The organism is Butyricimonas sp. BSD2780061689_150309_C8 (assembly GCF_015560935.1).
Classification (GTDB): Bacteria; Bacteroidota; Bacteroidia; order Bacteroidales; family Marinifilaceae; genus Butyricimonas; species Butyricimonas paravirosa.
Genome location: NZ_JADMSV010000013.1, coordinates 55,145 through 70,642 on the forward strand (window position 1 = coordinate 55,145; position 15,498 = coordinate 70,642).

The 15,498-nt window shown below is 39.4% G+C and carries 14 protein-coding genes; 3 read left to right on the forward strand and 11 right to left on the reverse strand.

Annotation, left to right across the window (positions count from 1 at the left end; all coding sequences use genetic code 11):
- Positions 1-61: 61 nt before the first annotated feature.
- From rodA to purH, 6 genes are read right to left on the reverse strand one after another with little or no spacing between them, the layout of a single operon-like run.
- Positions 62-1,486, reverse strand: a complete 1,425-nt coding sequence (rodA, locus tag I2I33_RS11255) for a rod shape-determining protein RodA (RefSeq protein WP_087420245.1) — start codon at positions 1,484-1,486, stop codon at positions 62-64.
- The gene (mrdA, locus tag I2I33_RS11260; protein ID WP_087420244.1) at positions 1,479-3,320 is read right to left on the reverse strand and encodes a penicillin-binding protein 2; all 1,842 of its coding nucleotides are present in this window, start codon (positions 3,318-3,320) and stop codon (positions 1,479-1,481) included. The genes rodA and mrdA overlap by 8 nt, the downstream gene beginning before the upstream one ends.
- A 37-nt stretch (positions 3,321-3,357) precedes the next feature.
- Complete coding sequence (locus I2I33_RS11265; protein WP_087420243.1) at positions 3,358-3,864, reverse strand: rod shape-determining protein MreD; 507 nt, start codon at positions 3,862-3,864, stop codon at positions 3,358-3,360.
- Positions 3,857-4,684, reverse strand: coding sequence for a rod shape-determining protein MreC (gene mreC / locus I2I33_RS11270; RefSeq protein WP_087420242.1), 828 nt, complete (start codon positions 4,682-4,684; stop codon positions 3,857-3,859). The genes I2I33_RS11265 and mreC overlap by 8 nt, the downstream gene beginning before the upstream one ends.
- A 4-nt stretch (positions 4,685-4,688) precedes the next feature.
- The gene (locus I2I33_RS11275) at positions 4,689-5,711 is read right to left on the reverse strand and encodes a rod shape-determining protein (RefSeq protein ID WP_027202431.1); all 1,023 of its coding nucleotides are present in this window, start codon (positions 5,709-5,711) and stop codon (positions 4,689-4,691) included.
- A gap of 6 nt (positions 5,712-5,717) precedes the next feature.
- Positions 5,718-7,256 (reverse strand): bifunctional phosphoribosylaminoimidazolecarboxamide formyltransferase/IMP cyclohydrolase, encoded by a 1,539-nt coding sequence (gene purH / locus I2I33_RS11280; RefSeq protein WP_087420241.1) that lies wholly within the window; start codon positions 7,254-7,256, stop codon positions 5,718-5,720.
- Between the two features lie 198 nt (positions 7,257-7,454).
- On the opposite strand from purH, the gene I2I33_RS11285 reads away from it, so the two are divergent.
- On the forward strand, positions 7,455-7,925 hold the full coding sequence (locus I2I33_RS11285; protein WP_087420240.1) for a hypothetical protein: 471 nt from the start codon (positions 7,455-7,457) through the stop codon (positions 7,923-7,925).
- On the opposite strand, the gene I2I33_RS11290 is transcribed toward I2I33_RS11285, so the two are convergent.
- Positions 7,926-9,203 (reverse strand): outer membrane beta-barrel protein, encoded by a 1,278-nt coding sequence (locus tag I2I33_RS11290; RefSeq protein WP_087420239.1) that lies wholly within the window; start codon positions 9,201-9,203, stop codon positions 7,926-7,928.
- The gene (locus tag I2I33_RS11295; protein WP_087420238.1) at positions 9,196-9,729 is read right to left on the reverse strand and encodes an RNA polymerase sigma factor; all 534 of its coding nucleotides are present in this window, start codon (positions 9,727-9,729) and stop codon (positions 9,196-9,198) included. The genes I2I33_RS11290 and I2I33_RS11295 overlap by 8 nt, the downstream gene beginning before the upstream one ends.
- A 193-nt stretch (positions 9,730-9,922) precedes the next feature.
- Here I2I33_RS11295 and I2I33_RS11300 point away from each other — a divergent pair, with 193 nt between their 5' ends.
- Complete coding sequence (locus I2I33_RS11300; RefSeq protein ID WP_195666807.1) at positions 9,923-10,669, forward strand: hypothetical protein; 747 nt, start codon at positions 9,923-9,925, stop codon at positions 10,667-10,669.
- A 228-nt stretch (positions 10,670-10,897) separates the two neighbouring features.
- On the opposite strand, the gene I2I33_RS11305 is transcribed toward I2I33_RS11300, so the two are convergent.
- Entirely contained in the window at positions 10,898-12,676 is a 1,779-nt protein-coding gene (locus I2I33_RS11305) for an aminopeptidase P family protein (RefSeq protein WP_087420236.1), read from the reverse strand.
- A gap of 651 nt (positions 12,677-13,327) precedes the next feature.
- On the opposite strand from I2I33_RS11305, the gene I2I33_RS11310 reads away from it, so the two are divergent.
- A complete protein-coding gene (locus tag I2I33_RS11310) occupies positions 13,328-13,762 on the forward strand; it encodes a helix-turn-helix domain-containing protein (RefSeq protein WP_087420235.1) in 435 nt (144 codons plus the stop codon).
- Positions 13,763-13,829: 67 nt separating this feature from the next.
- Here the strand turns inward: I2I33_RS11310 and I2I33_RS11315 are convergent, their stop codons facing one another.
- Both I2I33_RS11315 and I2I33_RS11320 read right to left on the reverse strand, forming a co-directional pair.
- On the reverse strand, positions 13,830-14,735 hold the full coding sequence (locus tag I2I33_RS11315) for a dihydroorotate dehydrogenase (RefSeq protein WP_087420234.1): 906 nt from the start codon (positions 14,733-14,735) through the stop codon (positions 13,830-13,832).
- Positions 14,723-15,484, reverse strand: a complete 762-nt coding sequence (locus I2I33_RS11320; protein ID WP_087420233.1) for a dihydroorotate dehydrogenase electron transfer subunit — start codon at positions 15,482-15,484, stop codon at positions 14,723-14,725. Before I2I33_RS11320 ends, I2I33_RS11315 begins: the two co-directional genes overlap by 13 nt.
- Positions 15,485-15,498: the final 14 nt, after the last annotated feature.

The following is a 15,498-nucleotide window of genomic DNA, read 5'->3' on the forward strand; positions in this document are numbered from 1 at the left end:
GGGAACGAATGTATTAAAATCCTTGAAAATCCACAAGGAAAGCGTTCAGAAAGTTTATTTATTATCTAAAGACTTGTAAACGATTGGCATCTAATCTCAAAAATATAAATATAAGAATGGTAAAAGACCATAGTGATGATCCCCCGTAACTGAAGAATGGAAGAGGAATACCGATAACTGGTGCCATTCCAATAGTCATTCCAATATTGACCGCCACGTGGAAGAATAGGATAGAGGCTACTCCATAACCATATATCCGGGAAAAACTGGAACGTTGCCGTTCTGCCAGTTTGATAATTCGTAAAATAAACACCGCCAGTAGCACGATGACGAAGGTACTCCCGACAAATCCCCACTCTTCGCCAACAGTACAGAAGATAAAGTCTGTACTTTGCTCCGGAACGAAGTTCAATTTAGTCTGTGTTCCTTGTAGGAATCCCTTACCCAGTAATCCCCCGGAGCCTATTGCAATTTTGGATTGCGTGACATTGTATCCTGTTCCCTTGGGGTCTACTTTTATACCCAGTAACTCGTTAATACGATCCTGCTGGTGAGGTTGAAGATGGTCAAAAGCATAATTCACGGAAGGAGCGGCCCCGACACATAACCACGAGATCAGTAATAGGGTAATCATGTTTTTCATCTTCCGTTTATATATCGGGTAGATCGCGGTTATACTTGTAATCACGTAAACGATGAGTAGCATGTAATAATCGGAAATCGATAGATTAAACATCCATTTAATCAAGGCAAAAAGCCCGAAACCACACCCGATGGACAGGATGATCTGGAATAATTCCCGAATATCGTGCCGATAATAATAAAAGGCTATCAGTGTTCCCCCGATAATGACAAGCAATACCGTGAAAGGGGTATACAGCAATGCCATGATAAATATAGCTGCCGCCACGAAACAGAGCAATAGGATAGAGCCATGCAATCCTTCCCGGAAAAGAACGAGTATAAAACTACTGTACACGAGAGCTGACCCCGTGTCGTTCTGCAAGATAATCAATCCCGCGGGAAGAGCTAAAATCAACCCGATGGTCAAAAGGCTGGAAAAGCGCATTACCTTAAAATTATGACGGCTCATGACATAGGCTATGGCCAAGTTGGTTGCAAATTTGGCAAACTCCGCCGGTTGAATGCGAAAATCCCCGACTTCAAACCACGAACGCGCTCCCTTGGTTTCCGTACCAAAAAACAGGACGGCAATCAACAAAAATATCATGATGCCGTAAATGACCATCGAGAAGGTGGTAAAGAATTTACTATCCGTGAGTAGAACGAGAAAAGCAAGCACGAAAGCCGCCCCGATCCAAATCAACTGTTTCCCGTACTTTTGAGAAATATCAAGAATACTGCTATGATTTTCATCATATACAGCCGCGTAAATATTTATCCACCCGATTAATACAAGCAACAGGTATAATAGAATGGAAACCCAATCTATGTTGGCAAGTAGGTTATTAGATCTGCTATTCATTGCTCGTTTCTTTTACTTTACTGGTTGTATCATGGATCAGACTACCTTGGAACATCTCTTTTTCAAGAGGTTTCTTCTTGTCGGATATTTTTCCTTTCAAATATTTCTCTATTAATAAACCGGCAATCGGGGCCGCGTAACGTGATCCCCAAACCCCGTTTTCAACATATACAATCAACGCGATCTTCGGATCTTCTACCGGGGCAAAAGCAATAAACACGGAGTGATCGTCACCATGCGGATTTTGCACGGTTCCCGTTTTTCCGGCTATTGTAATCGAATCTACCTGTGCCCGTCGTCCGGTTCCTCCCTTGATAACCATTTGCATTCCTTCGACGATAGGGTCAAAGTGTTTCCGGTCAATGGGAATAACGTGCTTTTTTATCTGGCTGGAAATCGAGTCATTTATCGATCTTACAATATGTGGTGTAATATAGTATCCCCGGTTCGCCAAAATCGTGGCCAAATTCGCCATTTGAATCGGCGTGATCATTAATTCTCCCTGACCAATGGAAAGAGAAATCATGTAGGAAGGGTACCATTTTTGTGTTTTAAACACATTGTCGTAATATTCCTGCGTGGGGATAGAACCGGATACTTCATTGGAGAAATCCGGGCATATCTTATTGCCGAACCCGAAGGACATCACGTATTTCCGCCATTCCCCGTAAGCATTTCGCACCGTTTTATATTCCGGTAATTCCAAAATTCTCTTGAAAACATTGGCGTAATAGGGGTTACAGGAGTTTTCAATGGACTGGAGTAAATTCACGGGAGAACTATGGTGGTGACACTTCATGAATTTTCCCCCGACAATATAAGCACCTCCACTACACGTACATTGTGTTTGCAGGGAAATCGCTTTTGTTTGTAAACCAATCAGAGCTTGAACGGTTTTGAATATGGAACCCGGGGGATATTGTGCCATCGTCGTTCTGTCAAATAGGGGTTTCAAGGGATCATTTAGCAATTTGGAGTAATTTTTCCCCCGATCCAAGCCGACCATTAATTGCGGATCATAACCGGGACTGGACATCTTGACCAATATTTCTCCCGTAGAAGGTTCAATAGCCACGATTCCGCCTTTTTTGTTCTGCATGAGTTCGTAGGCGTATTCTTGTAGGTCAACATCTAACGTGGTGTATAGATTTTCACCGACAATGGCGTCTTCGTCATATTCTCCGTCCGCAAACGAACCCTTCACCCGGTTTTTATTGTCGACAAGAACGACCCGTTTTCCCTTGGTACCGCGAAGGTGTTTTTCGTATGTTTTTTCCAACCCACTGATCCCGATGTAGTCTCCTTGTGCATAATAGGGATCTTTCATCTGTTCGGAATTCACCTCTCCGATATAGCCGAAAACATCTGCAGAATGGTTTACGTTATATTTTCGTAATGTTCTGGTTTGTATATAGAAACCTGGATAACGATAAAGTTTTTCTTGAAGGACAGCATATTTGTTTCCGGGGATCTGAGAAACAAGAACCGAAGGTTTGAATTTCGCATAATCCCGACAATCCTGAATCCTTTTTTCCAAAGATTCTTTCGTTATATCCAGAATGGAAATCAATTCTAAAGTATCAAATTTTTTTACCTGGTTGGGGATAATCATTAAATCGTAGGCCGCTTGATTATCAACCAAAAGTTTGTTATTCCGATCATATATTAATCCTCGTGCCGGATATTCGGTTTCCGTCCGCTGGGAATTATTTTCAGCCATAACTTTATATTTGTCGGACACCACCTGATAGGTAAACAATCGCAGGAGGTACACGACACATACACTGATAATAATTCCTGATATAATCCCTTGTCTATACCCGAATTTGTTCATTTCAAGAATTCATTAATCGATTAAAACCACGCTTTTATTATTGCTGTACTTTCTTAATTCCGATGAAATAGTAGAGTAGCATGAATAACATTGAGATAAAGGTACTTAAAATAATCCGGATAATCGAGATCAGCATATCGTTAAAAGTAAAGGCCTCTGTCAAAATCAGTACCACGTTAAATAACAGCGTGGAAACAAACGTGTATTTCAGAAACCACCTGACATCCGTTAGACCTTGCCCTCCATGCGTGTCGTCTATTTCTTCCCGGGTAGAGGTCAACTGCAATAACCGGGGACGAATATAAGCGATGAAAGTAGATGCCGCGGCATGAATACCGACCGTGTTATCAGCCAAGTCCATGATTAAACCTAAAAAGAACCCGAATAACAGCAATGGTATACCTTTCATCTTATAAGGTAAGATGTAGAGAGCCAGAATATAAATATTCAAGTAAAAATAGGAGCCAAGGTGGATATTATCCACGATTACAATCTGTAATAAAGAAAGTATCAACAAATGAATGAAATAGTTTATATTATTCATGATAGTTTATGGCTTCTAAACTTGTTTGCTCATTTTTCTTGTTATTCAATATGACATAAACATGGTTTATGCGTTTGAAATCAACGGCTAGTTTGACCTTTATCTTTAAGAAGTTCGCGGTTTCCTTGTCAACAGATTCTACATATCCCACGACAATTCCTTCCGGAAAGATTTTTGAGAGACCGGAAGTGACAATCGTGTCCCCGGCATTTACTTCCACGTGATAGGGAATATCATTCAGATAGGAGTAGGCATAATCATTACCATCCCATTGCAAGGAACCGTAATAGTTATTCTTTTTTATTTTGGCCGAAATTCGAGAATCCACGTTGATCAAGGGGATGACTACGGCAAAATGATCACTTAAATCCTGAATAAGTCCCACGATCCCTTCCGGAGTGCAAACGGCCATTTCTTTCTGAAGACCGTTTTTTCGTCCTCGATTTAAAGTAATGTAATTTTTCGTCCGGTTATATGTTGCGTTGACTTGTTTTGCCCCGATATACTCGTAGACAGGTATACTATCTTGTACAACCGTCCCATGGATAATCGTATCCCGTAAAAGCTCATACTCTTCCAAACGATTTTTCAGCAAGATATTTTCATTTGCTAAAGATTCGTTCATCTCTTTTAGACGAAAATAATCTTTTATGCTCGTGATCGTTGACGAGACGTTTCCGAATAGAGTAGAAGCACTTTCAGAGAAAATTGCTCTCTGATATTCGTTATGACGAATAATCAGAGAGAAACTTACGATTTCCAGTAATATAAAAATAATAGTAAAATGATATTTTAATATCAGTTTTATAATCTCTTTCACATCACTATCTTATAAGGAATGAGAACCTGTCCACGTTCTTTAATGCAATTCCCGTACCTCTGGCCACGGCTCGCAATGGATCTTCAGCAATATGGAATGGAATGTTCAGCTTGTCGGTCAAACGTTTATCCAACCCGCGCAACAATGCACCACCACCGGCCAAGTATATTCCTTTGTTCACAATGTCTGCATACAACTCGGGAGGCGTCTGTTCCAAAGCGGCCAAGATTGCAATTTCAATTTTAGAAATGGATTTCTCGATACAATGGGCTATCTCTTGATAGGAAACAGGTACTTCAACCGGAAGAGAAGTCATCTGATTCGGTCCTTGCACCACGAAGTCGGCAGGAGGTTCATCCAGTTCGGACAAAGCTGAACCGACATGAATTTTAATTTCTTCTGCTGTACGTTCCCCAATCTTGATATTGTGTTGATGTCTCATGTATTCCTGAATATCATCCGTCAAGTCATCACCCGCAATACGGATGGACTTATTCGTAACGATACCTCCCAAAGAAATCACGGCGATCTCTGTGGTACCACCACCTATATCCACGATCATGTTACCTTCCGGGGCTTCCACGTCCAAGCCGATACCCAAAGCGGCAGCCATCGGCTCGTAAATCATATAGACATCACGTCCTCCGGCGTGTTCGGCAGAGTCTCGTACGGCACGTAGTTCAACCTCAGTACTTCCGGAAGGTATGCAAACCACAATACGCAAAGAAGGAGAGAAGAACTTGCTCTTTCCGTTTGCCATCTTAATCATACCCCGAATCATCTGTTCGGCAGCGTTAAAGTCCGCGATCACACCATCTCTCAACGGGCGAATGGTCTTTATATACTCGTGTGTCTTACCCTGCATTTGGCGAGCTCTCTCACCAATAGCAATTACCTTCTCTGTTTTTTTATCGACGGCAACAATGGATGGCTCGTTTACAACCATCTTGTCATTCATGATGATGATCGTGTTCGCTGTCCCCAAGTCGATCGCTATATCTTGTGTTAAAAAAGAAAACAAACCCATAATCAATTAATGTTTGAAGTGTCTCATTCCAGTAAAAATCATCGCAATATTATACTTGTTGGCCGCATCAATCGAATCCTGATCATGGATAGATCCGCCCGGTTGAATGATCGCGGTGATGCCGGCTTTGTGGGCAGCCTCAACACAATCAGCGAAAGGGAAGAAGGCATCGGATGCCATCACGCTCCCCGCAATTCGCTCCCCGCCTTGACGAATGGCATTTTCCAATGCCCAGATTCGACTTACTTGTCCCGGACCAACTCCCGTGGTGCATTTGTCTTTTGCAATCGCAATTGCATTAGATTTAGTATGCTTGACAACTTTCCATGCAAACAACAAGTCTTCCAGTTCTTTTTCCGAAGGACGACGATTTGTAACGTATTTCAATTCACCATCAAGCAACTGTTGGTCCATATCTTGAATCAACAGACCTCCCAATACGGTTTTTGCTTTGGGAGAAGTATAATCTCTTTTACTAATATTTGATACCTGTAATAATCTCAGATTTTTCTTTTTGGTAAGAATTGCTAAAGCTTCTTCCGAGAAAGAAGGAGCTACAATCACTTCCAAGAAAATAGGGGACATGACTTCTGCCGTTGCCTTATCTACTTCCCGGTTTACCGCGATGATTCCACCAAAAATAGAAACAGGATCCGCCTCGTAAGCTTTCTTGAAGGCCTCAGCAAGAGTAGCGGCACTACCAACACCACAAGGATTTGCGTGTTTTGCAGCTACAACTGTCGGTTCTTCGAACTCTTTCAAGGTTTCTAAAGCCCCGTCGGTGTCACCGATATTATTATAAGATAATTCTTTTCCATGTAACTGAACCGCCCCGGTCAACGTACCCTCCGTCTCCTGAATTTGGGTATAGAAAGTGGCTGACTGGTGTGGATTTTCTCCATAACGAAGATCTTGTTTCTTTTCGAACGTTAAGGTCAAGGTCTTCGGTGATTGAATATTCAATCGTTTAGAGAAATAGTTGGCTATTAGAGCATCATAGTGTGAAGTATGAATAAACACTTTAGCTGCTAATAGCTCTTTGGTTTCAAGTGAAGTATCTCCATGAGCTTGAATTTCCTCGATTACTTTCGTGTAATCTTCCGGATCTGTAATCACCGTCACGAAAGGATAATTCTTCGCTGCCGCCCGAATCATAGTCGGCCCGCCAATATCGATATTCTCGATAATTTCTTCGTGTGAAACTCCTGCTTTAAGAATGGTTTCCTTGAAAGGATATAGATTACAAACGACCATATCAATAGGTTCTATCCCAAGTTCGGCCATCTGTTGCTTATGTTTCTCGTTGTCTCGTATCGCTAAGATACCTCCCTCAACATTCGGGTGAAGGGTTTTCACTCTTCCGTCAAAACACTCGGGGAATTGGGTTAAATCTGAGATATCTTTCACCTGTAGTCCCTCTTCTTTCAATTTCTTAGAGGTTCCCCCAGTAGAAATAATCTCCCAACCCATAGAATTTAGCGATTTAGCAAAATCAACAATCCCACTTTTGTCAAATACACTGATTAATGCTCTTTTCGTTCTCATCCGGATATTTAATTTTTATTGTTCCAAACGTAATATTACTTGCAGACAAAGGTAAAAAAAGAATATTATTTTTTTATATAAAAAAGCGTTTCGTGCAATATTTTTCTTGCGATCGCTTTCCCGTGTTCAAAAAAACAGTATATTTGATAAATAATTGGATATTATTAAAGGTTTCGGAATAATTTATTTGTTGATATTATGAGCGATAAAGGTGTTGATTTAATTGTTTACTTACTGTTGACGTTAGGTGCGAGTGCAATAGGCTGGTTTAAGGCTTCCAAGGAGAAAAAAGCAAAAAATACACCTCCCGAATTTCATCTTCCGGAAGAAGAACATGATGATTTGGATGATGAGATTGTCGTGATTTCACAAGAACCGGAAATCCCATCTCCGGAACCTGTTCTTGCTCCTATATCTAATAGCGATGAACTTGTAGAAAGAGCGGGGAGAGAGATAAACGTGAATAATTTTGGTAAAACAGATGAAGAACGTTATGCCATGCTTGAACAACTGCAACAAGCCAGAAGAGGACGGACTAAGAAAGAGGTGGTTCTCTTTAAAGATGACGAAGAGTCTAACGAGCAACCAAACAATTCAATTACCGAACATTTTGATTTTGATATTCGTCAAGCGATAATTTCCAGCGAGATATTAAATCGTAAATATTAATTAGAAATTAATTCCGATTCCAGTGGAGAACGTGAACGAGTAAGGTTTAAAATCAATTTCTGCACTCTTACTCAAGGATTGTAAATAATATTTGAATCCCGGTTCCACTTTTATGTGGATTGATTTTGAAAGGGGATACTCGATACCGAAACCGATATTCGTACTGATATTAAACGTTCTGATGTCCTCGGCTTCTCCCATAAATTCTTTCTTCCCATTGTAATTCACGTAAGTATGGTTACGTACCATAAAACTGGCACCAAACCCACCTAACACACTAAATTTTACTCTATTATCATTCAAATGATAACGGAAAATTAAAGGAATCTCGATAGCATCGAATTGCTGCTCGATGCTTCCGTCTTCATCCTGTTCTGTTTTTAACGAAACAAAGGTTTCGGGAGAAGAAACGGTCGCATTGGCTTTGTTTTTTACGCTACCAAGTGGGGTATAGGCATGAGTGTTAGCATTATATGACACCATATCGGAACGAGGCACATACACTTGTGCATCATCCGTCTTTTGTCCCATACGGGAATACCCCAAACCTGTTTCTATAGAGATTCGTTTAGTCGGTTTTACGGCGAAAGTCAACCCTCCACCTACATTAAAAATACCACTCATCTGGCTACTTTCATACTGGGCGGAGCGGGCATTTGTTCCACTCGTTTTATAGCTACCGGACGAATATCCGGGAGAGACATATCCACCTACAGTAAACATTTTAGCATCTTCTGATTTTACTTTATTGGTAGTCTTTACCGTGGGTGTATTTTTCCCATCCAAAAGTTCCGTGTATTTACGTTGATTTTCTATCGCATTTTGATTTACCAAAGGGATAAACCCTGCACGAACGGATGTTTTTTTCAAATCACTTTCCGGCTGCTCGTTCTCCAAACTGGTTAAAGTAGAGGTAGAAACCGGAAGCGGAGCAAGATGCTCTACGGTATATTCTTCTCTTTTCTTCTTTATTTCTGGTATTGAATGAGGGGTGGAAGTAAATGCTAGTATCTTATTATTATCCTGATTGTTAATGTCTGAGTTTAGAGTGGCAACAGATGTCGGAGTATAGATGTTTGTATGTTTGCTTTGCATGAAAAATCCCACGCCGAACAATAATATTACCGCTGCAGCAATACCACTATACGTGTAAATTCGCCTTAGACGTCTTTGCTTCATCACGAAATGGGAGTTTATTCCTTCCCACACTCGTGCTGGAGGTTCAACGGAAACTTGTTCCAAAGCGTTTTTAAATAATTTCTCAATCTTCTCACTCATCTCTCAAATATGCATTTATCTTCCTTTTCAAAATTTCTTTCGCCCGTGCCAGGTTAGATTTCGATGTACCGTCGGATATACCTAATAATGCTGCTATCTCCTTGTGTTGCATGTCTTCCATGACGTACAAGTTGAAGACCAGCCGGTATTTCTCCGGTAATTGATTGACAAACTCGAACAGCACCTCGGGAGGTATGCTCACGTCATCATCAACATCATCTTCATCCACCACTTCCGGAACTTCTTCGACAACTTGCACGGATCGATTTTTTCTGAATTTCTCTAACGCCGTGTTGATGAAAATGCGTTTCATCCAACCTTCGAAAGATCCTTTTCCCTTGTATTGGCCAATGGACTCCAACACTTTGATAAAACCATCTTGCAAATTATCTTCCGCCTCTTCGCGTGATTTGGAGTATTGGATACATACGGCAAACATTTTAGCCGAGAACATATGGTAAAGTTGTTCTCCCGCTTTTCTGTCTCCCTTTTTGCATCGGTCTACTATTTTGTCCAAATTACACATTGATAACTATTGCTTAGATGCGCTATTTTGTAAATGGTTGCGTTCACTACGCGAAAAAAATGAAAAAAAATCATTATCAGCTAAAAAGCTGTCTTTTTTTTTGCATCGTATTGTTTTTTTGCGAATCTTCGCAGTGTGAAATGAAAATATGTGGTGATAATCACGGAATATTTAAAACTATAAAACAACTAAAATGAAGACAATCTTAAATTTAAAACAGTATGTAATTTTATTGGTTGCGGCTTTCGCAATGACATCTTGTTTGGATAGTGATGATCCAGATTTTCAATTTATAGGTGGTGGTGGATATATAATTCAAGTTACTCCTACCACCTTTTTTCCTATGATTGCTGCGTATACAAATGAGCCTATGACTAATGGATGTAAAATTTCTAATGGAAAAACGAATGTTTCATTAACCGATATCGAAGGGTATCAAAAAATGGGGGTTCAAACTGATCCGAATATGCAACAGATGCTTGCAACAAAACTAACAAACGTGACTGGGCAATACACACTAGAAGCCACTAATAGCGAAGGAAAAACTGCACAAACATGGATGAGTCTTTCTGCATCCAAAGGAATGGGAGAATTAGATGCAAAAATTGAATGTAGTGATGATGGAAAAATTACTGCTTATTTTAAACTAGCTGAAGAGGTTGATTATTATTATATTTTCTTACAAAAAGATAGTTATGATTTTACGAAATACGGATTAAAATACTGGAGTGAAGCTGACTTAAAGAAAGTAACACCTGAAACAAAAGAGCCATACAAGGATTACTACAAACTTTCGCTTAATGTAAGTGATCTACTATCTAGTTCGGCAGAGCTTGCTGCAGGAAGATATCGAGTTGTTGCTGCAGCTGCCATTACAGGTACTAACTATGGCAACTTTGTTGTATTACAAGAAGGGGATTACGATACCTATACAAAATAGTAAGATTTTTTTTAATAATAAAGCCGGAAGTTTTCTCTTCCGGCTTTATTATTAAAAAATTATATGAATTAATTTAGTATGAATAAAAACATAAGTTACGACTAAAAGTTTGCATACATTAACCCTGCAATTTATAGCCGTTTCATCACACGTGTTTCAAACGTAGGGGAAACGGCTATAATTCGTTTATGGTGACTTATCTCGGAACAAACTCTCGCTTAATTCTTATCAAATTGCTTTTGTCTTATTTCGCAACCAAACCTTTTCTTGTTTTTCAAGATAAGGAGATACTTCTTGATAAACCCGTTCGTTGTAAGCATTTAACCAATCGATTTCATTTTGATTCAAAAGTTTAGTTAATAGTGCGGAAGTGTCGAAATAACAAAGAGTTATTGTTTCAAATTGATAGAATTCTCCAAATTCATTCACCGCTTTGGGTTGGCACACGATCAAGTTCTCGTGACGGATTCCATGTAAACCTTCCCGGTACAATCCCGGTTCGTTAGAGGTTACCATACCCGGCAACATTTCTTGATTCTTCAAATCCGGGCGAATGGATTGCGGTCCCTCGTGTACATTGAGAAAATATCCTACACCATGTCCAGTTCCATGTCCGAAATTTCGAAGATTCATGTATAATGGTAATCTAGCAACTATATCAATATTACATCCTTTCGATCCTTTCGGGAAATATAGCATACTAAGATCAATCATACCCTTTAAAACAAGCGTGTAATCCTCTTTTTCCAATTCTGTCAGTTCTCCCAATGGCATCGTACGAGTTATATCCGTCGTACCGTGCATATATTGAGCGCCGGAATCCACAAGATATAATCCTTTGGGATGTATTTCCGATTGTTGTTCCGGAGTTGCGGAATAGTGTGGCAGGGCTGCATTAGGACCATAGGCAGAAATACACCCAAAACTATCCGACACGTATTCCTTATCCTGAGAGCGGAACCAAGTTAATTGTTCTGCTGCCTCCAGTTCTGTTATAGGTTGTTGTGATAATCTATTTTCCAACCAATAATAGAATTTGGATAACGCAACTCCATCTTTCCGGCAAGCTAATCTAAATCCATCCAGCTCGGTTGTATTTTTTACAACCTTCAGCAAGGGAATAGGTGATTCGATTTCACGTACCTCGAATTTTTTCGCCAGATGATTAAAAACAGCATAATTGCAAGTATTAGTATCAATGAAATACGTGTTTTCTTTATTCTGTTCATCCAGAAAGAGGAACAAATGATGGTAATCATGTAACTCAATCCCATCTTCTGCCAATTGTTGTTCTATTTCTTGAGAAATCTTGTCTAATTTGATGAATAAATGAGCTTTATCCTTTTCTACAATGGCGTAAGAAATGGCTACCGGGTTATAGGCAATATCGTTACAACGGATATTATATAACCAAGCAATTTCATCCAAACAACTGAATAACATGGCATCACCATGATTATCGCGTATAAACTCACGAATTTTACCTATTCGTTCTCCGGCAGATTCCCCAACATATTTTGTATCCAAACGAATTATTTTCTCCACGGGAAGAGCCGGACGGTCAAACCACATTTCTCCCAGCAAATCTATTTGTTCTTGGATAGTTATATTTTTAGGGCTTAATGCGTTTTTCAGGTTACGTACATCACTAACAGACATACAAAAGCCATCAATTCCTACTTTAGTTCCAGATTCAAGCACTTCAGCCAACCATTGAGGATAATCGACAGCACCGGGAATACGCAATTTATGGAGTTTTATGCCGGAACCAGCCAATTCTTTCTCTGCTTGAATAAAATAGCGGGTGTCAGTCCACAATCCAGCCTCGTTTTTCGTGACCACGACAGTACCGTATGACCCGGTAAAACCGGAAATCCATTTTCTCTGTTGCCATGGAGCGGGAAGATATTCGCTATTGTGAGGATCTGTTCCGGATATGATATAAGCCGCAATATTTTCTCGATCCATAATGCGTCTTAATTCGATTAATTTCTCTGGTATATTCATGACTATATTTTTTTATTTCTCAAATGTAGAGTTTTTGTTGAATATAACAAAATAGAGGAAAATTACATTTGTAAAGTCGTCGTGACGGAAGTTGTGTATTACATTTGTAATGCACATGCTGTTACAAAAAGGGGAGAGGAGTACACAAATGTAATCATTACAAGTGTCAGCTAACTCAAGGCGTTTTACGGATTAACAGTTGTAAACACATCAATTTATAATATTGAATTCCAATAAATAAACGCATAATATATGATGTTTATATTTAATGATGATTTAACCATAATAACAAATTCAGAATATGTTCGTTGTTAATTAGATTTAAATTTGAATTGTAAATCGCTAATATTTAGAGGTTATTAAGCACGAATATAAAGTTTAAGTATAAGTATTATCTCCTGTCACGAATGTATGTAAATTGTTGATTATTAATAATTAGAAGGTTTCATAATATAAGCGGCACAATAAAAAGATATAAATATTATGAATCATATTGATAACAAGCACATTACAACCATAGAATATAAATTGACAAATATCATCACGAATCATTGATTACATTTGTAATTCGTGTTGATTACAAATGTAATTTTGATTTCTCGACACGAATGATTACATTTGTAACTCTTGATTTTACAAAATAACAGACCTATGCAAGAACGTTTGAATCAAATTATCGAGAAAAAAGGATTGACCGCAACAAAGTTTGCCGCCATGATTGGAGTAAATGCCTCTACAATTTCCCATATTCTTGCAGGTAGGAATAAACCCGGTTTTGATATTATCAATAATATAGCTAAAACATTTCCGGATCTCAATCTGACTTGGTTAATCACAGGAAACGGATCAATGGATAATTCTCCTATACAAGAAGAAAAAAATCCGGTAGTAACCGAGCCTACGTTATTTGACATGGAACCGACGGAAAAACAAAATACACCTATTATGTCCGATAAAAATGTAAAATCAGAAGAAACAAGAGATCCGATAACATCCGTCAGGTCTTTAACGAAACAGACAAAAAAAATAAAACGGATTATATTATTTTTTGAAGATGGCAGTTTTGAGGACTATGAGAAAGAATAAAGAGAATGAGTCAAAAATCCATAAAATCGAACGGACTTTTGACTCACCTTCTTTTGTTTTCTATTTTTTATATCAAGCCAATAATTTCCTTTACAGACTTAAAACCGTTCTGATCCAGGTAATCGTTAATTCCATCAATCACTTTTATCGTTATTGTCGGATCGATAAAGTTTGCCGTACCGATCTGTATGGCCGAGGCTCCGGCCAATAAAAATTCTATCGCATCATTGGCGCAACTTATTCCCCCCAAACCAACTACTGGAATTTTCACGACTTTGGCAACTTGCCAAACCATACGAAGTGCAACAGGTTTCACGCAGGGACCGCTCAATCCTCCTGTAACTGTACTCAATACAGGTTTTCGAGTTTTTACATTGACAGCCATTCCCATCAACGTGTTGATGAGTGATACAGAATCTGCACCAACTCCTTCCACAGCCAAGGCAATTTCCTGTATACTCGTGACATTAGGAGATAATTTAACCATCAAGTGTTTTTTGTAGACTTTCCGAACTTCCTTGACTACTTCAGCCGCCGAAACACAACTTGTTCCGAAAGCCATACCACCTTCTTTCACGTTAGGACAAGAAATATTCAGTTCGATTGCCGGAATATGATCCAAAGCGTTGATTTTTTCTGCCGTGGCAACATAATCAGAAATAGTTGAACCGGATACATTCACCAGTATATTACTGTTTATGTCTTTTATCGTCGGGTAAATATGCTCGATGAAATAGTCTACACCTTTATTCTGTAATCCCACGGCATTCAACATTCCGGAAGGAGTTTCGGCCATCCGGGGATAAGGGTTTCCTTCACGATGTTTTAACGTTGTTCCTTTCACGATGAACCCGCCTAGACGTTCTAAATCAATAAAATCCTGGAATTCAGTTCCATACCCGAAAGTTCCGGATGCTGTCAACACGGGATTTTTCAGGGGTAAGCCGTTGATATTTATATTTAAATCTGCCATTTTAAATCTTTTATATTGAAAATAGGACCTTCCGTACACACGCATTTGTGACCTTCTTTCGTGTCGGTTACACAACAGAGGCATGCTCCAATACCGCAAGCCATCGTGTTTTCCAAGGATACTTCACAATTGATGTTATTTTGGTTCGCATACCCTGCAACTGCTTTCATCATCACTTCCGGACCACAACAAAAGATATGATCGAATTTTTCTTTCAAAACGGAATGTTGCGTGACATATCCTTTTTCCCCGAAGGAACCATCTTCAGTTGTATAGTATACCGTGGCATATTTTTCGTACTCTTCTTTCCGAAGAATATCTTTATCTGTTCGGGTACCAATCAACACGACAGGCGATAAACCCTGTGCTTTCATGATCCGGGACAAATGCAACATGGGAGCCACCCCGCAACCACCACCGATAAGCAAAGGTCTACCGGAAGTCGGGATAGAAAAATGATTACCAAGAGGTAGCATCACGTTCACTTTATCACCAATTTGTAGTTCGCCCAAAGTTGATGTTCCACATCCCACGATTTTGATAAAAAGGTAAAGTAACCCGCGTGATTCATCCACGTCATGCACGGAGATCGGTCTTCTTAAAAAAGTCGAGGGAGAATGATCCACCCGCACATTCACGAATTGTCCCGGCTGAATTTCAGGCAATTCATCCGAATGTAACACCAGCAAAATGGTGTCGTGATTTAATCTTTTGTTCTCAGTAACAGTGAAATCTATTAACTTCTTCATATTTAAATATTCCA